Raw genomic sequence first — 20455 nt, forward strand, 5'->3', positions numbered from 1 at the left:
GGCAGGCTGCGCTCATCCGGGCTACAAGTTGAAGTCAGAGCGTCGTCCGCGCCTTCGGCAGCGGAAAGGCGAGATCGCCGTGCTTCGACGTCTTCAGCCCCAGTCCGATCAGCGCCTCGGCGAAGCGCACCGCTGCGGCGACGCCGTCGATCACGGGAATTCCGAGCTCGGTGGAGAGGTCGTGCGCGAGATCGGCCATGCCGGCGCAGCCGAGCACGATGGCGCCGATACCGTCCTCGCGCAGCGCCGCCCGGCATTCGCCGAGCAGCGTGCCGCGGACATTGGCTTCGGGCTTGTCGAGGTCGAGCACGGCAACGTCGACCGCGCGCACCCTGCGGCAATGCTGCTCCATGCCGTAATTGCGCACGAGGTGCTCGGCGATCACCTTGGTGCGCGACAGCGTGGTCACGATGCTGAAATGGGTGGCGACGAAGCTCGCCGCATGCATCGCAGCTTCCGCGATGCCGAGCACCGGCACAGCCGACAATTCGCGCGCGGCGAGCAGGCCGGGATCACCGAAGCAGGCGATCACATGGGCGTGGCAGCCTTCTGCGTCTCCGGCCTCGACCTCCTTGAGCATGCCGACCGTGGCAATCGCCTCGTCGTAATGGCCCTCGATCGAGGCGGCGCCGAACCGCGCGGTGCGGCCGACGATCCGCGTCGACGGGCTTGCGCTCGCCTGGGCCGCCTTGGCGATCAATTCGGTCATCGTCGCCGTCATGTTCGGGTTGATGACGTTGATCACGGTCTCGCTGTGGCGGCTCATTGTCGCGTCCGTCTGCTGTCGCATCCCGCCGTGTTCTAGCCGAGTTCCGCTGTTACGGTCGAGAGCCGTTCGCGGCGCGGAACGCGCAGACGTGAACGGGATTGAGCTTGCGAATTCCGCGATCGGATCCAGCTTGGAGTCCATCCCAGCCCGAGATTCCCATGCTCCGTGTCGTCGTGCTCCTCCTGCTGATGGTGGCCGCTCCGGCCGCCGCCGACGCGCGCCGCCAGCAGATCAATCCGGTGCCGTTCGCGCACACGCCGTGCAGCGTGCTCGACGAGCAGCCGTGCACGCCGTCGTTCTGCAGCGTCTTCGGGCCGTGGCCGTGTATTCCCGAGATGAACTATCCCTATGGCCAGAACCTGCAACTCACGATCGAGAGCCGGCCCGCCAAGGATCAGGAAGCCAAATATCAGAAGCCGGATCACGATCTCGACACGATCGGCGATCTGTTCGCAGCGCTGCGCGCGTGCTGGACGCCGCCAACGGAGGACAGCGCCCGCGCCGGGATGCAGATGACGGTGCGCTTCAGCTTCAAGCGGACCGGCGAGATGATCGCGCCGCCACGCGTGACCTTCGTGACCTCAGGCGCCCCGGCCGACACGCGTGCGACCTATCTGAAGACGATCAATGCCTCGCTCGACGGCTGCCTGCCGCTGAAGTTCACAAAAGGACTCGGCGGTGCGCTCGCCGGCCGGCCGATCGCGATCCGCTATGTCGAGAATCGCGATCTGAAGAACACGTCGGAACGGTGATGGCGTCGTCCGCTGTGCTCCACCTCCCGACCGCATAGCCCGTCATGCCACTTCGGCTTTTCGAGCCGCCCCGGAACGACGGCGAGCGGGCGGGAGTGCCTGACGTTGAAATGCGCCACGTTGCGAGGCGGCCCCCGGAAATGATACCGATGCCCACGCACAGGTCGCGTGCAAGCGAAGGGGGACGCCGTGGGACTTCTGGTGATGGTGGTGGGGCTGGTGCTGTTTCTCGGCGCCCATGTGTTCACGACCCGGCGCGAGGCGCGCGCGAAGGTCATCGCGCGGCTGGGCGAGGGCACGTATAAGCTCGTCTATACTGTCGTGGCCCTTGCCGGCCTCGCCCTGATCGTGTGGGGCTTTGCCGCGTACCGCCACGACGGCGGCTGGATCCAGGTCTGGACGCCGCCGAAGGCGCTCAAGCACATCAATCTCGCCTTGATGCTGCCGGCGGTGATCATGATCGTCGCCGCCTACATCCGCGGCCGCATCTACACCGTGCTGAAGCATCCGATGCTGGCCGGCGTGAAGCTGTGGGCGTTCGGGCATCTGCTCGCCAATGGCGATCTCGGCGGCATCATCCTGTTCGGCTCGATCCTGGCATGGGCGGTGTTCGACCGCATCTCGCTGAAGCGCCGCGCCGACGCCGGCGGCCCGCCGATCCCCGTCGGCGGCGTTGGCAATGACGTGATCGCGGTGGTGGTCGGCATCGTCGTCTATCTGGCGCTGGCCTTCGCGTTCCATCCCGTCGTGCTCGGCATTCCTGTCATCGGGAGGTAGCGATGTCGGTGCAGTCGACCGTCCGGCGCAAGACGGCTCCCGAGATCCGCGCCCGCAAGGGCGGCGAGCCGATCGTGATGCTGACGTCCTACCACGCCCATACCGCGGCGCTGGTGGATCGCCATTGCGATGTGATCCTGGTCGGCGATTCCCTCGGGAATGTGATGCACGGTTTCGAGACCACCGTGCCGGTGACCCTGGAGATGATGATCCTGCAGGGCTGCGCCGTGATGCGCGGCTCGCGCCAGGCGCTGGTGGTGGTCGACATGCCGTTCGGCTGCTACGAGGCCACGAAGGAGCAGGCGTTTCATGCGGCGGTGCGGATCCTCAAGGAGACGCAATGCGGCGCGGTCAAGCTCGAGGGCGGGGCGCGGATGGCCGAGACGGTGGCCTTCCTCAGCGAGCGCGGCATCCCGGTGATGGGCCATGTCGGCCTGACGCCGCAATCGATCAACACGCTCGGCTCGTTCCGGGCGCAGGGCCGCGACGAGGCGGATTGGGCCGCGATCGAGAACGACGCTGCGGCGATCGCACAGGCCGGCGCGTTCTCGGTGGTGATCGAGGCCGTGGCCGAGCCGCTGGCGCGCAAGATCACGCAGCAGATCGCGATCCCCACCATTGGCATCGGCGCCAGCGCCGCCTGCGACGGTCAGGTGCTGGTTTTGGAGGACATGCTCGGCCTGTCGCCGCGGGCGCCGAAGTTCGTCCGCCGCTACGGCAATCTGGGTCCGGCGATCGACGAGGCGATCGAACGCTACGCGGCCGACGTGCGTACCCGTGCGTTTCCGGCGGCGGAACATGTCTACGGAATGAAGTCAAAGACCTGACGGGCGGCTCTCGCTTGGTCGGCCCGTTGGCGCCGTGGTGCGTGCGGCGTCACGGGATGAATCTCCGGCGCTGGTGGAGATAGCCAAGCGCGTCATCCCTTGGTTATGTTTCAGGCTGGTCCGCATCGCGGCGAACAACGACAAGAAGCCAAGCTCGGGGAAACTCCATGGACTGGTCGACCTATGTAACGCCGCCGATGCGGCGCGAAGCCCGTTTCGGCGATCGCGTAGTTCCGTTGTTCACGGAGCGGCCCGCGAACATCTGGGCCATGGTCGAAGAAGCGGTGGAGCGCAACGGCGACGGCGAGGCGCTGGTCTGCGGGGCTGTGCGGCTGTCGTGGCGCGAGGTCGCCGCGACCGCCGCGCGGATCGCCGGCGGGCTGCAGGCGAGGGGCCTGCGCAAGGGCGACCGGCTGGCGCTGCTGCTCGGCAACCGCATCGAATTCGTGCTCACGTTGTTCGCTGCCGCGAAGCTCGGACTGATCACGGTGCTGCTGTCGACGCGGCAGCAGACGCCGGAAATCGCCTATGTGCTGAAGGATTGCGGCGCCCGGCTGCTGCTGCACGAGGCTGCGTTGGCGGACCGGTTGCCGGCCGCTGCGGAAACGCCGGAACTGGCCGGGCGCATTGCCGTCGACGATCGTCCGGCGCGGTCCGATTTTGCAGCGCTGGCCGATCATGCCGCGCACGAAAATCACGTCGAGGTGGCCGAAGAGGACACCGCGATGATCCTCTACACCTCCGGAACCACCGGCCGGCCGAAAGGCGCGATGCTCGCCCATTGCAACATCATCCACTCCTCGATGATCTACGAGACCTGCCTGGGGCTGACGCGGGCCGACCGCTCGATCGCCGCCGTGCCGCTCGGCCATGTCACCGGCGTCGTCGCCAACATCACCAGCATGGCGCGCTGCGCCGGCACCTTGATCATCATGCCGGAGTTCAAGGCCGGCGAATATCTGAAGCTCGCCGCGCGCGAGCGCGTGACCTACACGGTCATGGTCCCCGCGATGTACAATCTCTGCCTGTTGCAGCGCGACTTCGACAGTCATGATCTCTCATGCTGGCGGATCGGCGGCTTCGGCGGCGCGCCGATGCCGGTCGCCACCATCGAGCGGCTGGCCGCCAAGATCCCGGGTCTGCGGCTGGTCAACGCCTATGGCTCGACTGAGACCACCTCGCCGGCGACGTTGATGCCCGCGGGCCTGACCGCGCGCCATATCGACAGCGTCGGGCTGCCGTGTCCGGGCGCCAGCATCCTGGTGATGGACGGGCAGGGGCGGGAGCTGCCGCGCGGTGAGATCGGCGAGATCTGGATCGGCGGCGGCCAGGTCATCAAGGGCTAATGGAACAATCCCAAGGCCACCGGCGAGAGCTTCACCGCCGGCTATAGGCATTCCGGCGACCTCGGCTCCGTCGATGCCGACAATTTCGTCCGGGTGTTCGACCGGCAGAAGGACATGATCAACCGCGGCGGACTGAAGATCTACTCGGCCGAGGTCGAATCGGTGCTGGCGAGCCACCCGGCGGTGGTCGAGAGCGCGATCATCGCCCGGCCATGTCCGGTGCTCGGCGAGCGCGTGCACGCGGTGGTCGTGACCCGCGAGCCGATGAGCGCCGAAGCGCTGCGCAGCTGGTGTGCCGAGCGGGTCTCGGATTACAAGGTTCCGGAAACCCTGACCGTGACCGCGGACCCCCTGCCGCGCAACGCCAACGGCAAGGTGATGAAACGGCAGTTGCGCGAAGCCTTGACGGCGTGATAGCCGCGTTCGGACCCTGTGGCAGAACCGGGGAGTAACGCCTTGATTCGGCTGGACTCGCCTTGCCACCGCCATGCCGATGCGGTATCGGCGCCGGCGCGCGGGCAACGGGCCGCTCGCGCGGCACTTCAAACGCATGCGCGCGCGCTCGCAGCGAACCTGACGGGATGTCCTTAGGTGTCTGAATTTATTGATGAAGTAGACGAGGAGGTCCGTCGGGAACAGCTCAAGAAGCTGTGGGACCGCTATTCGATCTTTATCATCGCCCTTGCCGTGCTGATCATCGCCGGCGTCGGCGGCTGGCGCGGCTACCAGTATCTCGAAGGCCAGAAGGCGGCCGAGGCGGGCTCAGCCTTCAACAAGGCCCTCGAACTCTCCGAGCAGAACAAGCATGCCGATGCGGAGAAGGCCTTTGCCGATGTCGCGGCCAGGGCCCCATCGGGATACCGCATGCTGGCCCGCTTCCACCAGGCTGCCGAGGCCGCCATGCGCGACAAGGCGGCTGCCGTGAAGATCTACGACGAGCTTGCTGCCGACCGCAGCATCGGGACCGAGCCGCAGTCGATGGCGCGGCTGCGCGCGGCAGGCCTGCTGGCCGATACGGCGCCTTACGCCGACCTCAAGCAGCGCCTCGAAGGCGAAACGGCGCCTGGCGCGCCGTTCCGCCACGCCGCCCGCGAATTGCTGGCGCTGTCGGCGTGGAAGGCCAATGATGCCGCGGCGGCCCGTCAATGGCTCGACATGATTGCGCTGGATGGTGAGACCCCGCCGGGCCTGCGCTCGCGCGCCGAAGCGCTGCAGGCTCTATTGCCTGCAGTCGCCAAGAGCTGATCGCGAACCTCGCGACGGCGAACCGAGTTGATTGGAACGACGATCATGCGCCGCCCCCAACGTGTCATTGCCCTCACGGTCCTCGTTGCGCTTTCCGGCGTGCTGGGCGGCTGCGCGAGCGGGGGAAGTTTCGACCCCTCGGACATGCTCGACTTCCTGGACACCAAGAAGAAGCTGCCGGGTGACCGCAAGCCGGTGTTCCCGGAGGGCGTGCCGGGTCTCGAGCAGGGCGTGCCGAAGGAACTCTACAAGGGTGCCCAGCAGCAGCCGGTGACCGACCCAGGCGCTCAGGCGGCTACGCCGCCGGCGCCTCCGGTGGAGGAGCCCAAGGGTAAAAAGGGCCGGCGGCAGGCGGCCGTGAACAACCCGACGACGGCCGATCCGCAGGATGGCGAGGCTGCCGCGGTCGAGGAGGGCGCTGCCGCCGTTCCGCCGGCACCGAAGCCCAAGAAGATCGTGCGCCGCCGCACCACGGCACCACCGCCGGATGATGCTGCCCCGGCGCAGCAGCCGGCGGCCCAGCGATCCGGCGGCGGCTTCCCGGCGCCGATGCCGAGCGGCTCGTTCAGCCGTTAATCTCACCTGCGAATCGGCGGATCGCCCGTTCGGTTTTGCGGCCGAATGCGCTAAAGCTGCGCGCTCACGCGCACGGATCATCATGCCCTTCACCATCGCCATCATCGGCCGGCCCAACGTCGGCAAGTCGACCCTGTTCAACCGTCTGGTTGGGCAGAAGCTGGCGCTCGTCGACGACGTGCCGGGCGTCACGCGCGACCGCCGCGAGGGCGAAGCGAAGCTGTTCGATCTCAACTTCACGATCATCGACACCGCAGGACTCGACGAGGGCCCCAAGGGCTCGCTGACCGCGCGCATGCAGGAGCAGACGGAAACCGCGATCGCGCTCGCCGACGCGCTGTTCTTCGTCATCGATGCGCGCATCGGCCTGACGCCCGCCGACCGCGCCTTCGCCGATGTCGCCCGCCGCGCCGACAAGCCGGTGCTGTTGCTCGCCAACAAGAGCGAGGGCAAGCATGGCGAGCTCGGCGCCATGGAATCTTACGCGCTCGGCCTCGGTGATCCCATCCAGATCTCGGCCGAGCACGGCGAGGGCATGGGCGAGCTCTATGACGCCGTCAGCAAGCTCGTGCCGCCCACGGACGATGAGGAGGACGAGCACGAGGAGACCGACGAGGAGCGCGCCAACAGGCCGATCCGGGTCGCGATCGTCGGCCGTCCCAACGCCGGCAAGTCGACCCTGATCAACCATCTGCTCGGCGAGGAGCGGCTGCTCACGAGTCCCGAGGCCGGGACGACGCGCGATTCGATCGCGGTCGAAATCGAGTGGAAGGGCCGCGGCTTCCGCATCTTCGACACCGCAGGTCTGCGCCGGCGCTCGCGCATCGAGGAGAAGCTGGAGAAGCTGTCGGTGGCGGACGCGCTGCGCGCGGTGCGCTTCGCCGAGGTGGTCGTGCTGATGATGGATGCGCAGAACCGCTTCGAGGAGCAGGATCTGCGCATCGCCGACCTGATCGAGCGCGAGGGGCGTGCCCTGGTCATCGCCGTCAACAAATGGGACCTGATGGACGGCAACCCCGGCCAGATCTCGATGCTCCGCCGCGATGCCGACCACTGGCTGCCGCAGGTCGCGGGCGCGCCGATCGTGGCGGTGTCGGGCCTGATGGGCGAGGGCATCGACCGGCTGATGCAGGCGATCGTCGAAGCCTACGCGGTCTGGAACCGGCGCGTGCCGACGGCGGCGCTGAACCGCTGGTTCGAGGGGGCGATCGCCGACAATCCGCCGCCGGCGGTGTCGGGCCGCCGGCTCAAGCTGAACTACATCACCCAAACCAAGGCGCGTCCGCCGAGTTTCGTGCTGTTCTGCTCGCGCGCCGACGCGATCCCGCAATCCTACTTGCGCTATCTCACCAACTCGATGCGCGAGACCTTCGAGCTGCCCGGCACGCCGGTGCGCATCACTCTGCGCGAGAAGGCCAATCCGTTCGCGCACAAGCGCAAGCGGCCGAACTGATCAGTTGCGGTAGCGGAAGCGGTCCGGCCATGGAAGCAAGTCCGCCGAGCGTCGCGACCGAAAGTGCGCCGGCCCCGCGCCGCGGCGCGGTCGCCTTCATCTTCGTCACCATCCTGCTCGACATGCTCGCGCTCGGGCTGATCATGCCGATCCTGCCGAAGCTGATCGAGAGCTTCGTCGGCAACGACACCGCGCAGGCGGCCCGCATCTTCGGCCTGTTCGGCACCGCCTGGGCGCTGATGCAGTTCGTGTTCTCGCCGGTGCTCGGCAGCCTGTCCGATCGCTTCGGCCGACGGCCGGTGATCCTGCTGTCGAACTTCGGCCTCGCCGCCGACTACGTGCTGATGGCGCTGGCGCCGTCGCTCGCCTGGCTGTTCGTTGGGCGCCTGGTCTCCGGCGTCACCTCGGCCAGCATCTCCACCGCCTTTGCCTACATCGCCGATCTGACGCCGCCGGATCGGCGGGCCGCGATCTTCGGCCGCATCGGCGCAGCGTTCGGTGCGGGGTTCGTGCTCGGTCCCGCCACCGGCGGACTGTTGGGTGACATCGATCCGCGGCTGCCGTTCTGGGCGGCTGCGGGGCTCAGCTTCGCCAACGCGCTCTATGGCTTCCTGGTGCTGCCGGAGTCGCTGAAGCCGGAACGGCGCAGTCCATTCCGGTGGCGGACGGCGAACCCGCTCGGTGCGCTGCGGTTGCTGGCATCGGACCGCATCCTGGCGGGGCTGTCGACCGTGAACTTCATCACCCAGCTTGCCCATGTCGTGCTGCCGTCGACCTTCGTGCTGTATGCGACCTACCGCTACGGCTGGGACACCCGCACCGTCGGCCTCACATTGGCGATGGTCGGCGTCTGCGCGATGATCGTGCAGGGCGGCGCGGTCGGGCTGATCGTCCGCCTGTTCGGCGAGCGCGGCGCGTTGATGCTCGGCCTGTCGGCGGGCATGGTCGGCTTCTTCATTTTCGGTGTGGCGCCGACGGGACCGCTGAGCTGGCTCGGCATCCCCGTGATGGCGCTATGGGGCGTGTCGGGCGCGGCCATGCAGGCTTTGATGACCCGCCTCGTCCCACCGGACAAGCAGGGCCAGCTACAGGGCGCGACGTCGAGCGTGCAGAGCGTGGCCCAGCTCGCGGGTCCCTTCCTGTTCACGCTGACCTTTGCCTATTTCATCGGAGCGGCCGCGCCGGCGCATCTACCCGGCGCGCCGTTCCTGCTGGCGTCGGCGTTGCTGATCGTCGCTCTCCTGATTGCGGTGCGGACGCTGTCCTCGGCAAAGAACAGCTAGACTAGCGCGCCGGCCTGAAGGTTCTCATCCGCTGACCTCACCGATGCAGCTCTCGCGCTCTCGCGGGACGGGGATTGCACACACTTCAAAATAGGTCAATAATGCTGACATAAATATCCGGATCAGGGGAGGAATATTGGTGAGCTGGAAGCCCGTCTACGCGCGCCGCGCGGATCGCATGAAGGCATCGGAGATCCGCGAGCTGCTCAAGGTGCTGGAGCGGCCCGGCATGATTTCGTTCGCCGGCGGCATCCCCGATCCCGCGCTGTTTCCTGCAGCAGCGGCGGCGCAGGTCTATGCCGATGCGCTGGCATCGCCCAACGTGGCTTCCGCTGCTCTGCAATATGCCGTCAGCGAGGGCTACGGTCCGCTTCGCCAGTGGATCGCCGAGCACATGACCGCGCAGGGCATAGCGGCCTCGCCAGACAACATCCTCGTCACCGCGGGATCGCAACAGGCGCTCGATTTTCTCGGCAAGCTGCTGCTCACGCCCGCGGATACGGCGCTCGTCACCGTTCCCACCTATCTTGGCGCGCTGCAGGCCTTTTCGGCCTACGAGCCGCGTTACGATTCGATCGGTCCACGCGCTGCGAACCGCACCCCGGCCTCCTACGCGGACGAAGCCGCGAAAGAAGCTGCGGGGGCGCGCGTGAAGTTCGTCTATGTCGTGCCGGACTTTGCCAATCCGACCGGTGAGACGCTGTCGCGTTCGGCGCGCGCCGAAGTCCTGGATCTCGCCGGCGAGCTGGACGTGCCGGTGTTGGAGGACAGCGCCTATTCTGCCTTGCGTTTCGACGGCGACGAGATGCCGTCGCTGCAGTCGTTGGACGTCCGTCGCCGCGGCTCGCTCGATGCTTCCCGCGTCATCCATCTCGGAACGTTCTCGAAGACGGTCGCGCCGGGCCTGCGCATCGGCTGGGTTTGTGCCTCGCGCGCCATCATCAGCCGTCTCGTCCTCATCAAGCAGGCGAGCGACCTCAACGTGTCAGCGATCAATCAGATCGTGATGCACAGGCTCGTGAAAGACGGAGGGCATGCCGGGCTGATTGCACGGGCGCGCGCGCATTATCGGCTCAAGCGCGATGCGATGCTGAGGGCACTCGAGGCACAGATGCCGTCAGAAGCGAGGTGGACGCGGCCCGACGGCGGGTTCTTCGTCTGGCTCACCTTGCCGGACGGCGTGTCCGGTGCCGCCTTGCTCGACCGGGCCATGAATCAGGCCCAGGTGGCGTTCGTTCCCGGGGCAGCTTTCTTCCACGACGGCAGCGGCACCAACACGATCCGCCTGTCTTATTCGCTGCCCGAGGAGGCCGTGATCGAGGAAGGCATCGGCCGCCTCGCGAGCCTGCTGCGCTGACGATGACGTGATTCTGCGCAGCGAATGTCGCATCGTCTGCGCAGCGGCACTGGCGGGACGCGATGCTAATCCACCGCATCCCGCATCGGAGCTATCGGCTTACTTCTTCACCAGCGGACAGTCGCTGGCCTCGAGCGGCTTGGCGGCATCCTCAGGCGCGATCTTGGCGATCAGCTTGTAGTAGTCCCACGGGTATTTGGACTCTTCGGGCTTCTTGACCTCGAACAGATAGGCCGGGATCAGGCGGCGTCCGTCGGCGCGCAGCGGGCCCTTGCCGAACAGCGGATCGTCGGTCGGGATCTCCTTCATCTTGGCCACGACCTTGGCGCCGTCATGCGGATTGCCGCCGAGCGCTTCCAGCGTCTTGAGGTAATGCAGCGTGCCGGCGTAGTTGCCCGCCACCGTCATCGACGGCATCGTGCCCTTCGGCGACAGCTTCTGGAAACGCTTGGACCATTCGCGGGTCTGGTCGTTCAGATCCCAGTAGAACGACTCGGTGAAGGTCAGGCCCTGCGCCACCTTCAGCCCCAGCGCATGCACGTCGTTGACGAACAGCAGGAGTGCGGCGAGCTTCTGGCCGCCCTGGACGATGCCGAATTCCGAGGCCTGCTTGATCGAGTTGGTGGTGTCGCCGCCGGCATTGGCAAGCCCGATGACCTTCGCCTTCGACGACTGCGCCTGCAGCAGGAAGGACGAGAAGTCGGCGGTGTTGAGCGGGTGCTTCACCGAGCCCAGCACCTTGCCGCCGCTGCTGGTCACCACGGCCGAGGTGTCGCGCTCGAGTGCGTGACCGAAGGCATAGTCGGCGGTCAGGAAGAACCAAGTGTCGCCGCCGGCCTTGGTCAGCGCCTTGCCGGTGCCGTTCGCGAGCATGTAGGTGTCGTAGGTGAAGGAGATGGTGTTTGCGTTGCACGCTTTGCCAGTCAGGTCCGCCGTGGCGGCACCGGAGTTCAACAGGATCGAGTTCTTTTCCTTGACCAGGTTGGAGACGGCCAGCGCCACGCCCGAGTTCGGCGTGTCCATGATCACGTCGACCTTCTGCGTGTCGATCCACTGCCGGCCGATATTGACGCCGACGTCGGGCTTGTTCTGGTGGTCGCCGCTGATGACCTCGATGGTCCAGCCCTTGGCCTTCAGGCCGGAATCCTCGACCGCCATGTTGACGGCTGCGACCGAGTTGGGACCGCCGATGTCGGCGTAGAGGCTGGACATGTCGTTGAGCACGCCGATCTTGACGACCTTGTCGTCGGCGAAGGCGGAGCCGGCAAAGCTGAGCGTGGTGGCGGCAAGCAGCGCAGCCATCCGCCGCGCATGAGACGTCGTCATCAAAGTCCTCCCTGGTGTCGTGCCACGGCGGGGCTTCTTGGGCGCCCTTTGCCGTCGGTCTCCCTGGATAGCCGGTCTTGTGAGTTGCGGCAATGCGCCAAAAGGCGCGAGACGCGCCCAAGGTTTGTGCGTTTCGCTTGAGCGTTAACGCAGGGCGTCCGAGGTCAGCCGGAATTTCTGGATGCGCTTACCGGTGTCGACCTCGGCGGTATAAACGTTGCCCTGCCGGTCGACAGCCATCGCGTGCACCCAATGGAATTGGCCGGCATTGCGGCCATTGTGGCCGAAGCTGCCAACCACGCTGCCGTCATGCCGCCTGATGATGCGGATCTCGTTGTTCTCGCCATCGGCAGACAGCAGGTAGGTCTGCTTCGGATCCGGCCAGATCGCGATGTCCCACACCGCGCCATTGCCGAGCGTGTTCTTTTCGAAGAACCATTCGGTCACGAATGTCCCGTCCTTCCTGAACACCTGGATGCGGTCGTTGATGCGGTCGCAGACATAGACGAGACCATCGTCGGCGATCTTCACGCAGTGCACGGGATTGCCGAACTGCTGGGCGACCGGTGCCTTGGGATCATACGGCGGCTGCTTGGCATCGTCAGGGAGATGGCCATAGGCGCCCCAATGCCGCTTGTAGGCGAGGGTGGTGGCATCGAACACGATGACGCGGCGGTTGCCGTAGCCGTCGGCGACGTAGATCTCGTTCGCCTCCTTGTCGATCGCTGTCTCCGCGGGCTTGCCGAGCTGGGTGGTGTCGTTGGAGCCCTTGCTCGGCGCCATCGTTCCGATCTGAGCGACGAACTTGCCATCGAGCGTGAACTTCAGGATGGCGTTGTCATTGTCGGCATTGCCGCCGATCCAGACGAAGCCGCGTTCGTCGACCTCGATGCCATGCTCGCGGCCGACCCATTCATAGCCCGGGCCCGGGCCGCCCCAGGCGCGCAAGAGATTGCCGTCGGTATCGAATTCGAGCACCGGCGGCGCCGGCATGCAGCATTTCGATCGCGGCGGATTGAGCGTGGCGCCTTTCTCGTCGTCGGTCAGCGAGCGCGGCCGGTGAATGATCCAGATGTGGCCCTGGTGATCAACCGTGATGCCGCCGACCTGGCCGAGGATCCAGTTGTTGGGGAGCTGCTTCGGCCAGGACGGCTCGACGGCGAACGCGGGCACCTCTGCTGCGGCGCTGGTGCTGCGAGAGAAGAGGACGTTGCCGGCCGCAACGGCGAACAGCAGAATGACCAGGGCAGGCCTTGTCGCGCGTCCGCATCGTGCTCGCGTCATGCCGTCCTCCCCGATATGTGCTGCGGTCATCCGCTTATGAGCGCAGTCAATCGCGGGCATGGCGGAGTGTCAATCGCGCGGGGGACGCCGATCGGCAGGCTCAGACCGGCGCCCGCTCCACCGCTTCCTTTTTCGGCGGCGTCCGCAACGTGGGCGGCCGCAGAAAGCGCGTCAGCATGAGCCGCAGATGCTCACTGCTCTGCTTGATGTCGACGTTCGGATTGCGGATCGGCAGCGCGCGTGCGCCGTCGACGATCACGAACAGGATGTTCGCGGTCGCCTCCGGATCGAGGCCGGGATCGACCTCGCCGCGGCCCTGTGCCTTGGTCAGGAAGTCGACCAGCAGCGCCCGCATCGCGCGCGCATGGGCGTGGACGATGGCTGCAAAGTCGGCATTGCGGCAGGCCTCAGCCAAAGCCTCGGCGCTGAGGACCTGGGCCTGCGGCTGGTGAATGCTGGTGCTCTCGAGCTCCTGCACCAGGGCGTCGATCACGTCGGGCGAGGCCAGGATTGCCTGGAGGCGCGATGCCGCGTGGCTCAGATTCTGCTCGACCAGCGCCTGGATCATCGCCTCCTTGCTGGGGAAGTAATGGTAGAGGTGCCCCGGGCTGATCTTGGCGGCGGCGCAGATGTCGGTGGTGCTGGCGCCGTGAAATCCGTTCCTGACGAAGCACGACAGTGCGGCCTGGAGAATCTCCCGGCGCTTCTGCTCGTGCTTGACCGGATCGACCTTTCTCATCGCGTGTCCTGCCGGGCCAACTCTCGCCACATTCGTCGTTTCCGCCAACTGCTTGTAATATAAAATAATATTTCTCGCCGCTCTAATCTAGAGAATTTGATCTAGTTTCGTTGGACAAGCGCTACGGCTTGTGAGACTTAATTAGAGTGAGTTGTCTATCAATGGGTCTGACCGTTTCGATGCGTCTCGCTCCGCTGAAGTCGATGACCCTGGTTTCCCTGGCGCTGGCAACGGCCGGCTGCGCCACCGCTCCGCTCGAGCGGGCGGGCTCGCTCAAGAACTACGATCATCTCGCCGAAGCCAACGGCCTGGTGACGCGCGCGCAGATCAAGGCCAACAAGAAAGAGCTGCTCGAGGCCAAGACGATCCGGATCGAGCCGACCGCGTTTCCGCCGCGTCCCGACATCGCCCTCGACGAGAGCGAGCGCAAGCTGGTGGCCAACGTCATCAGCCGGGAAATGTGCCTGCGGCTGAGCGAGCGATTCCAGATCGTCGGCCCCCGCGAGGAGGCCGATCTGACGGTCAAGGCGACCGTCACCCATGCCACGGCGACCAACGCGACCGCCTCGGCCGCCTCGCAGGCGGCGTCCATCGCCAAGAGCGTTGCGCTGCCGGGCGTCCCGGTGCCGGTGCCCCGACTGCCCGTCGGGCTCGGCACGCTGTCCGTCGAGGCCGAGGCGCGCGACTTCGCAGGGTTCCAGAAGGCCGCAATGGTGTGGGCGCGCGGCGCCAACTCGGTCTCGACTGCCCGCATGGCCAATGACGGCGACGCCTACGACCTCGCTTCCGAGTTCGGCGCCGACTTCGCGAAGCTGGTGTCGACCGGCGAGTCGCCGTTCTCAGGCGTCCCGTCGCTGGCCTCGCTGCCTTCGGTGTCGAGCGTGCCGGCCAAGCTCGGCGCCGCTCCCAAATATGCCGCATGTGAGCAGTACGGACGTTTCCCCGGCCTGAAGGGCTTCGTCGGTGCCGGTCTGGGTCTGCCGCCGGGCTGGACCGACAAGGGCGCCGAGGAAGCCAGGCCGGACGCGCCGCAGCCGTCGCCGGAGATCGCAAGCGTGGAGCAGCAAGCGTCGCGATGAAGTCCGCCGCCTCCTTCCGCGTGCTTGTCCCGCGTGTCCTGCTCGCGTGCGCCGCGTCGCTGCTGCTGGCGGCGTGCGCAGCCGTCATGCCACGCAACGCGTTGCCGGAGGCGGCGGCTGTCAGCGCCGACCCGGTCGGCTTCCGCAACGTCCGCTACTGGGGTGACGAGCCGGCGCCGCGCTTTGCCGAGGCCGCGATGTCACGCGCGTCGGCCGAACTCCCGATCTCGCGTCCGCTGAATTTCCTCGCGATCTCCGGTGGCGCCGAGAACGGCGCGTTCGGCGCCGGGCTGCTGGCCGGCTGGGGCGAGGCCGGCAACCGGCCGTCGTTCGACATGGTGACGGGCGTCAGCTCGGGCGCGCTGATCGCGCCGTTCGTCTTCCTGGGCCGCGAGCACGATGACAAGCTGCGCGAGATCTTCACCGCCTATGAGCGCAAGGACATCTTCACGGTCAACATTCCCGGCCTGCTGCAGGGCTCGGCGCTGGCCGACAACACGCCGCTGTCGCGGCTGATCGAGAAGTATGTCGATCGCGAGTTCCTGCGCGACGTCGCGCGCGAGAGCAGCAAGGGCCGGGTGCTTCTGGTCGGCACCACCAATCTCGATGCGCAGCGTCCGGTGCTGTGGGACATGGGCCGCATCGCCGCCGCCGATACGCCCGAGGCGATCGCGCTGTTCCGCCAGGTGCTGCTGGCGTCCGCGACCGTGCCGGGCGCCTTCGCTCCGGTTCGCATCAAGGTGCGGATCGGCGACAAGGACTACGACGAGCTCCATGTCGACGGCGGCGTGACGCGGCAGGTGTTCATCGGTCCGTCGGTGCTGCGCCTCGTCTCCGGCCGCGGCCCGCGCCGGAGCGTGAGCGGCGCGCATCTCTACGTCATCCGCAACGCCCGCATCGATCCGCAATGGGACAGCGTCGGCGCCGACGTGCTCTCGGTGACGCAACGCTCGCTGTCGACCCTGATCAAGAACCAGGGCATCGGCGACATCTACCGCATCTACTCGGTGGCGAAGTTCAACGGCATCGACTTCAACCTCGCCAGCGTGCCGGCCGATTTCCAGGCCAAGGCCGACGGTCCGTTCGACCGCACCTACATGACCGCGCTGTTCGATCGCGGCCACGACATGGGACGGCGGGGCTATCCCTGGGTGAAGAGCCTGCCTGGGCTGCAAGCCAACGAGCACGGCATCACGGCGCAGATCCCGGCGCGCACGATGGCGGCTGCCGCGCGATGATCTGGCGAAGCTGCAGGTCTGTCGTGAGCTCCGCTGCGCGCGCCGCGCTGCTGATACCATTGCTGCTCGGCGGCTGCGCGACGTCGTCCACGCCGCCGCCCGACGCCACCACGCAGTTCCACAACACCTACAACTATCTCCCCGTCAACGACGTGCCGCATGACGACCAGCGTCCGGTGTTGTCGGTCGAGCAGCAGGAGAAGCTGCGTAAGGAGCTGATGGCGGTGCGCGATCGCCAGGCGCCGGCTGTGGCGAAGGCGGCTGCGGGCAAGTCGGCAGCCGCCAAACCCGCCGCGGCAGATCCTGCCGGACCGAGATAGGCGCCGGCCGCGGGCGGAGCGGCGCTGTCCGGCCCGGATCATTCACCCCGGAGAATGCGAGCCTCAACGGGGCGCCCGGCGATCAGGACGCGTCGGCCGTCTAACGTGGCCCCGCCGCATCGGGCGCGGCCGCAACGACGGACCAATCGGAGATCGCACATGGACCATCTGACCTTGCCGCGAACCGGCGCATCCGGCGAGATCGCGACCTTCGGGCCGGTGCATCTGGAGGTCACGCATCTCGAGCGCGCGATCGATTTCTGGTGCGAGACCGCAGGTCTGCGCCTGCGCAAGCGCAACGGCGCGGCCGAGCTCGGCACGGCGGGCGAGACGCTCGTGGTGCTGCATCCCGGTGCGAAACGCCCGGCGCTGCGCGGCTTCTCCGGCCTCTATCATATCGCCATCCATGTGCCCGACCAGGCGGAATTCTCGCGGATGCTGCGCCGGCTGATCGCCAGCCGCACGCCGATCTCGCCGGTCGATCACGTGATGTCCAAGGCGATCTATCTCAACGATCCTGACGGGCTCGGCATCGAGTTCACGCTGGAGACGCCGGAGCGGTTCGGCGGCTACGGCACGTTCGAGACCGATTTCACCGTGTTCGATGCCGAAGGCCGGCCCTGCAGTGGCAGGAGCCCCCTCGACGTGCGCCATGAGCTGGCGCAGGCGAAAGGACCGCCGCTGTCGGCGCCGCTCGCCGACGCCGCGCGGATCGGCCATCTGCATCTGCACGTCCCGCGCATCGAGGCTGCGCGCACGTTCTACACCCGGCTTGGCTTCCTGCCCGGCGCATTCGCGCCACAGCTGGGGTTTGCCGATCTCGGCGCCGGCGGCGCCTACACCCACCGTATCGCATTGAACGTCTGGCAGGGGATCGATGCGCCGCCAGCACCCGCACGCGTGGCGCGGCTGCGCGGCTTCTCGATCCGCTTCGACACCCGCGCGCGCCTCGACGCCGCGCTGCGCGGCTGTGACGAGGTGATCGTGCGGGGCGATCAGTACGTGCTGCGCGATCCCGCCGGCACCGCGCTGATGCTGACCGCCGAAGCCTGATTCATCCGCCCATGGAGCCGACAGCGTGACCGACCAGACCGAGCCGACACCACCGCTCTCGAAGCGCACCAAGGCTGCCAAGGTGCGCAAGGCCGCGCAGCATCCGAAACGTCCGGGCGCCGGCTGCAAGGCCGAGCCGGGCAGCTTCGTGCCGGTCGTCGACCGCAACCGATGCGAGGCCAAGGGCGACTGCGTCGAGGTGTGCCCCTACAACGTGTTCGACGTTGCGCCGATCAGCGGCGACGATTTCCGAGCGCTGTCCTTCCTCGGCAGGATGCGCGTGCGCTTTCACGGCATGAAGACGGCCTACACGCCGAAGAGCTATCTCTGCCTTGCCTGCGGCCTGTGCGTGGTGGCTTGCCCGGAGCGCGCCATCGATCTCGTGGAGGTCGCGGCGGGTGACAGCGCGACGTAGGAGTGGAGCCTGCGACCGCCCTGGTGCCGTCGACGCGATAGTCTACGCCGGTGGCTGAAAGCTCTTCAGCGCGCGGGTCTTGTACTCGTAGAGCTTGCCGGTCTCGGTCCACGACGGCAGGCACATCGGCACGATCAATTCGGCGACCTGCTCGGGCGTCTCGAGCGTCATCGGGTCTTCACCTGGGAACACCGTGGCGCGCATGCGGGTGCGGATCGGGCCCGGGCTGAACAGGTTGACGCGCAGCGGCGTGCGCTCGGTCTCGTGCGCCCATACCCGAGCCAGGGTCTCCAGCGCCGCCTTGGTGACGGCGTAGGGGCCGAGATAGGCCTGCGCCTTGTGAGCGGCGCCTGAGGTGAGGAACACCGCGCGGCCGGCGTCGGAGGCCTTCAGCAGCGGCTCCATGCAGCGGATCAGCTGGAAGTTGGCGGTGAGGTTGACCGCGACGACGTCGTTCCACGGCTTGAGGTCGATATGGCCGAGCGGTGAGGAGGGGCCGGGCACGGCGGCATTGCCGACGAGGATGTCGAGCTTGCCATGGCGCTCATGCAGCGCGGCGCCGAGCCGGGCGATGCCGTCGCTGTCGGTCATGCTGAGCGGCACCAGGGTGGCGCCGCTGCCGGTCTCTTTCCGGATCTCGTCGTCGAGTTCCTCCAGCCCGCCCTGGGTGCGGGCGACGGCGACGACATGCGCACCGGCGCGCGCGAGCGCGCGGGCGGTCGCATGGCCGATGCCGCGCGAGGCGCCGGTGACGAGGGCGATACGATTGGCGAGGGGAAGGGTCATCACGATAGTCTCTCAGCCGTCGTCCCGGCGAACGCCGGGATCCATATTCCGCGGCGGTTATGATGGAGTTGGGTGGCTGTGGCTAGTCCTGCCCGACAAACGACGGCCGGTGGTCAGGGCCTCCGGCATGTGCCGGGACGACGGCCGATCGAACGCCGTCGTTCCGGGGCGAGGCCGTTAGGCCTCGAACCCGGAATCTAGAGGTCAGGCGCACAAAACAATTTCGAGATTCCGGGTTCGATGCTGCGCATCACCCCAGAATGACACCATGTGGAAAGAGCCTCAGCTCGCCTCCGCCAGGAGCGACAATTGCTGCTGGGTCGGCTCGACCAGCGACTGGTCGGTGAGGTGGGTCGGATAGCTGCCGGTGAAGCAGTGGTCGGCGTATTTCGGCGCGGCGGGGTCGCGGGCCGGCTCGCCCATGGCGCGGTACATGCCGTCGATCGACAGGAACGCCAGCGAGTCGGCGCCGATCAGCTCGCGCATCTCCTCGAGCGAATGCGTCGCCGCCAAGAGGCCGCCACGGTCCGGCAGGTCGATGCCGTAATAGTCGGGGTAGAGGATCGGCGGTGAGGCGAGGCGGAAATGCACCTCCGTGGCGCCGGCGTCGCGCATCATGCGCACGATCTTGCGCGAGGTGGTGCCGCGCACCAGCGAGTCGTCGATCAGGATGATGCGCTTGCCTTCGATCGCGGCGCGGTTGGCCGAGTGCTTCATGCGCACGCCGGATTCGCGGATCGCCTGCGTCGGCTGGATGAAGGTGCGGCCGACATAGTGATTGCGGATGATGCCGAGCTCGAACGGCACGCCCGAATGCTGGCTGTAGCCGATCGCCGCCGGCACGCCGGAATCAGGCACCGGCACGACGACGTCGACGTCGGGATGGCTCTCGCGCGCGAGCTGCGCGCCGAATGCCTTGCGGACCTCGTAGACCGAGCGGCCGCCGACCACTGAGTCGGGCCGGGCGAAGTAGATGTATTCGAAGACGCAGGGACGCGCCGGCTTCGGCGGGAACGGCTTGTGGCTGTGGGCGCCGTTTTCATCGAAGATCACGACCTCGCCCGGCTCGATGTCGCGGATGTAGCGTGCGCCGATCATGTCGAGCGCGCAGGTCTCCGAGGCCAGGATCGGGCAGCCCTCGAGCTCGCCATACACCAGCGGGCGGATGCCGAGGGGATCGCGGGCGCCGATCAGCTTCTTGTTGGTCATGCAGACCAGCGAGTAGGCGCCTTCGAGCGCGCGCAGCGCCTCGATGAAGCGGTCGATGAAATTGGTGCGGCGGGAATGCGCGACCAGATGCAGGATCACCTCGGTGTCGGTGGTCGACTGCATGATGGCGCCGGCGCGCACCAGCTCGCGGCGGAGCGTGAGCCCGTTGGTGAGGTTGCCGTTGTGGCCGACAGCGAAGCCGCCGGCATTGAGCTCGGCGAACAGCGGCTGCACGTTGCGCAGGATCGTGGCGCCGGTGGTCGCGTAGCGCACGTGACCGATCGCGGCGTTGCCGGGCAGGCGCTCGATCACCTCGCGGCGGGAGAAGGTGTCGCCGACGAGGCCCAGGCGGCGCTCGCTGTGGAAGCGCGTGCCGTCATAGGAGACGATGCCGGCGGCTTCCTGGCCGCGATGCTGGAGCGCGTGCAGGCCGAGCGCGGTGATCGCGGCGGCGTCATTGTGCCCATAAATGCCGAACACGCCGCACTCTTCGCGCAGCGTGTCTCCGTCAAGGTCTGGGTCTCTGAGGTAGGCTTGAGGTCCGAAGTCCAGATCCGCGTGAGTATCCGCTTGGGCTTCGCCGGAAGAATCGTGGTGCAGGTCCATCGCGCCTCTCTTCTG

General features: G+C 67.1%; 19 protein-coding genes and 1 pseudogene. 14 read left to right on the forward strand and 6 right to left on the reverse strand.

Annotated elements, in window-relative coordinates; all coding sequences use genetic code 11:
* Window positions 1-34: 34 nt before the first annotated feature.
* A complete protein-coding gene (locus QW887_RS01830; protein WP_316173850.1) occupies window positions 35-766 on the reverse strand; it encodes an aspartate/glutamate racemase family protein in 732 nt (243 codons plus the stop codon).
* A 161-nt stretch (window positions 767-927) separates the two neighbouring features.
* Between QW887_RS01830 and QW887_RS01835 the strand changes: the two genes are divergently transcribed.
* The 9 genes and pseudogenes from QW887_RS01835 (at window position 928) to QW887_RS01875 (ending at window position 10385) form a co-directional block, all read left to right on the forward strand.
* A complete protein-coding gene (locus QW887_RS01835) occupies window positions 928-1521 on the forward strand; it encodes a hypothetical protein (protein WP_316173848.1) in 594 nt (197 codons plus the stop codon).
* A 189-nt stretch (window positions 1522-1710) separates the two neighbouring features.
* The gene (locus QW887_RS01840) at window positions 1711-2298 is read left to right on the forward strand and encodes an NnrU family protein (RefSeq protein ID WP_316170390.1); all 588 of its coding nucleotides are present in this window, start codon (window positions 1711-1713) and stop codon (window positions 2296-2298) included.
* Window positions 2299-2300: 2 nt separating this feature from the next.
* A complete protein-coding gene (gene panB / locus QW887_RS01845; protein WP_315749907.1) occupies window positions 2301-3125 on the forward strand; it encodes a 3-methyl-2-oxobutanoate hydroxymethyltransferase in 825 nt (274 codons plus the stop codon).
* 167 nt (window positions 3126-3292) lie between these two features.
* A pseudogene (locus QW887_RS01850) lies at window positions 3293-4885 on the forward strand (class I adenylate-forming enzyme family protein).
* A gap of 177 nt (window positions 4886-5062) precedes the next feature.
* On the forward strand, window positions 5063-5716 hold the full coding sequence (locus QW887_RS01855; RefSeq protein ID WP_316170392.1) for a tetratricopeptide repeat protein: 654 nt from the start codon (window positions 5063-5065) through the stop codon (window positions 5714-5716).
* A 45-nt stretch (window positions 5717-5761) separates the two neighbouring features.
* A complete protein-coding gene (locus tag QW887_RS01860; RefSeq protein WP_316173844.1) occupies window positions 5762-6292 on the forward strand; it encodes a hypothetical protein in 531 nt (176 codons plus the stop codon).
* Between the two features lie 82 nt (window positions 6293-6374).
* Complete coding sequence (gene der, locus QW887_RS01865; protein WP_316194109.1) at window positions 6375-7745, forward strand: ribosome biogenesis GTPase Der; 1371 nt, start codon at window positions 6375-6377, stop codon at window positions 7743-7745.
* Window positions 7746-7774: 29 nt separating this feature from the next.
* On the forward strand, window positions 7775-9028 hold the full coding sequence (locus QW887_RS01870; RefSeq protein ID WP_315749915.1) for a TCR/Tet family MFS transporter: 1254 nt from the start codon (window positions 7775-7777) through the stop codon (window positions 9026-9028).
* Between the two features lie 136 nt (window positions 9029-9164).
* Window positions 9165-10385, forward strand: coding sequence for a PLP-dependent aminotransferase family protein (locus QW887_RS01875; protein WP_315749917.1), 1221 nt, complete (start codon window positions 9165-9167; stop codon window positions 10383-10385).
* A gap of 99 nt (window positions 10386-10484) precedes the next feature.
* On the opposite strand, the gene QW887_RS01880 is transcribed toward QW887_RS01875, so the two are convergent.
* The 3 genes from QW887_RS01880 to QW887_RS01890 form a co-directional block, all read right to left on the reverse strand.
* A complete protein-coding gene (locus QW887_RS01880; RefSeq protein ID WP_315712474.1) occupies window positions 10485-11711 on the reverse strand; it encodes an ABC transporter substrate-binding protein in 1227 nt (408 codons plus the stop codon).
* A gap of 144 nt (window positions 11712-11855) precedes the next feature.
* Window positions 11856-12995, reverse strand: a complete 1140-nt coding sequence (locus QW887_RS01885; RefSeq protein ID WP_316194110.1) for a hypothetical protein — start codon at window positions 12993-12995, stop codon at window positions 11856-11858.
* 100 nt (window positions 12996-13095) lie between these two features.
* Entirely contained in the window at window positions 13096-13734 is a 639-nt protein-coding gene (locus QW887_RS01890; protein WP_316170396.1) for a TetR/AcrR family transcriptional regulator, read from the reverse strand.
* A 161-nt stretch (window positions 13735-13895) separates the two neighbouring features.
* Between QW887_RS01890 and QW887_RS01895 the strand changes: the two genes are divergently transcribed.
* From QW887_RS01895 to QW887_RS01915, 5 genes are all read left to right on the forward strand, one after another.
* Entirely contained in the window at window positions 13896-14813 is a 918-nt protein-coding gene (locus QW887_RS01895) for a DUF3313 family protein (RefSeq protein WP_315712471.1), read from the forward strand.
* On the forward strand, window positions 14810-16051 hold the full coding sequence (locus QW887_RS01900) for a patatin-like phospholipase family protein (RefSeq protein WP_316194111.1): 1242 nt from the start codon (window positions 14810-14812) through the stop codon (window positions 16049-16051). Before QW887_RS01895 ends, QW887_RS01900 begins: the two co-directional genes overlap by 4 nt.
* A 23-nt stretch (window positions 16052-16074) precedes the next feature.
* Complete coding sequence (locus QW887_RS01905; RefSeq protein ID WP_315712468.1) at window positions 16075-16371, forward strand: hypothetical protein; 297 nt, start codon at window positions 16075-16077, stop codon at window positions 16369-16371.
* A 159-nt stretch (window positions 16372-16530) separates the two neighbouring features.
* Window positions 16531-17424: a VOC family protein gene (locus QW887_RS01910; RefSeq protein ID WP_316194112.1), complete on the forward strand. Its 894-nt coding sequence runs from the start codon at window positions 16531-16533 to the stop codon at window positions 17422-17424.
* 25 nt (window positions 17425-17449) lie between these two features.
* Window positions 17450-17839, forward strand: coding sequence for a 4Fe-4S binding protein (locus QW887_RS01915; protein ID WP_315712465.1), 390 nt, complete (start codon window positions 17450-17452; stop codon window positions 17837-17839).
* 42 nt (window positions 17840-17881) lie between these two features.
* On the opposite strand, the gene QW887_RS01920 is transcribed toward QW887_RS01915, so the two are convergent.
* Window positions 17882-18625 carry an SDR family NAD(P)-dependent oxidoreductase gene (locus QW887_RS01920; protein ID WP_316164687.1) on the reverse strand — a complete coding sequence of 248 codons (744 nt, stop codon included), beginning with the start codon at window positions 18623-18625 and terminating at the stop codon, window positions 17882-17884.
* 282 nt (window positions 18626-18907) lie between these two features.
* Window positions 18908-20440, reverse strand: coding sequence for an amidophosphoribosyltransferase (gene purF, locus QW887_RS01925; RefSeq protein WP_315712462.1), 1533 nt, complete (start codon window positions 20438-20440; stop codon window positions 18908-18910).
* Window positions 20441-20455 lie beyond the last annotated feature (15 nt).

This window comes from Bradyrhizobium sp. SZCCHNRI3052, assembly GCF_032484895.1.
GTDB lineage: Bacteria > Pseudomonadota > Alphaproteobacteria > Rhizobiales > Xanthobacteraceae > Bradyrhizobium.

Coding starts and splice junctions, on each gene's coding strand:
- QW887_RS01830 (WP_316173850.1), bottom strand. CDS start 766: ATGAGCCGCCACAGCGAGACCGTGATCAACGTCATCAACCCGAACATG.
- QW887_RS01835 (WP_316173848.1), top strand. CDS start 928: ATGCTCCGTGTCGTCGTGCTCCTCCTGCTGATGGTGGCCGCTCCGGCC.
- panB (WP_315749907.1), top strand. CDS start 2,301: ATGTCGGTGCAGTCGACCGTCCGGCGCAAGACGGCTCCCGAGATCCGC.
- QW887_RS01860 (WP_316173844.1), top strand. CDS start 5,762: ATGCGCCGCCCCCAACGTGTCATTGCCCTCACGGTCCTCGTTGCGCTT.
- der (WP_316194109.1), top strand. CDS start 6,375: ATGCCCTTCACCATCGCCATCATCGGCCGGCCCAACGTCGGCAAGTCG.
- QW887_RS01870 (WP_315749915.1), top strand. CDS start 7,775: ATGGAAGCAAGTCCGCCGAGCGTCGCGACCGAAAGTGCGCCGGCCCCG.
- QW887_RS01880 (WP_315712474.1), bottom strand. CDS start 11,711: ATGACGACGTCTCATGCGCGGCGGATGGCTGCGCTGCTTGCCGCCACC.
- QW887_RS01885 (WP_316194110.1), bottom strand. CDS start 12,995: ATGACGCGAGCACGATGCGGACGCGCGACAAGGCCTGCCCTGGTCATT.
- QW887_RS01890 (WP_316170396.1), bottom strand. CDS start 13,734: ATGAGAAAGGTCGATCCGGTCAAGCACGAGCAGAAGCGCCGGGAGATT.
- QW887_RS01895 (WP_315712471.1), top strand. CDS start 13,896: ATGGGTCTGACCGTTTCGATGCGTCTCGCTCCGCTGAAGTCGATGACC.
- QW887_RS01900 (WP_316194111.1), top strand. CDS start 14,810: ATGAAGTCCGCCGCCTCCTTCCGCGTGCTTGTCCCGCGTGTCCTGCTC.
- QW887_RS01910 (WP_316194112.1), top strand. CDS start 16,531: ATGGACCATCTGACCTTGCCGCGAACCGGCGCATCCGGCGAGATCGCG.
- QW887_RS01920 (WP_316164687.1), bottom strand. CDS start 18,625: ATGACCCTTCCCCTCGCCAATCGTATCGCCCTCGTCACCGGCGCCTCG.
- purF (WP_315712462.1), bottom strand. CDS start 20,440: ATGGACCTGCACCACGATTCTTCCGGCGAAGCCCAAGCGGATACTCAC.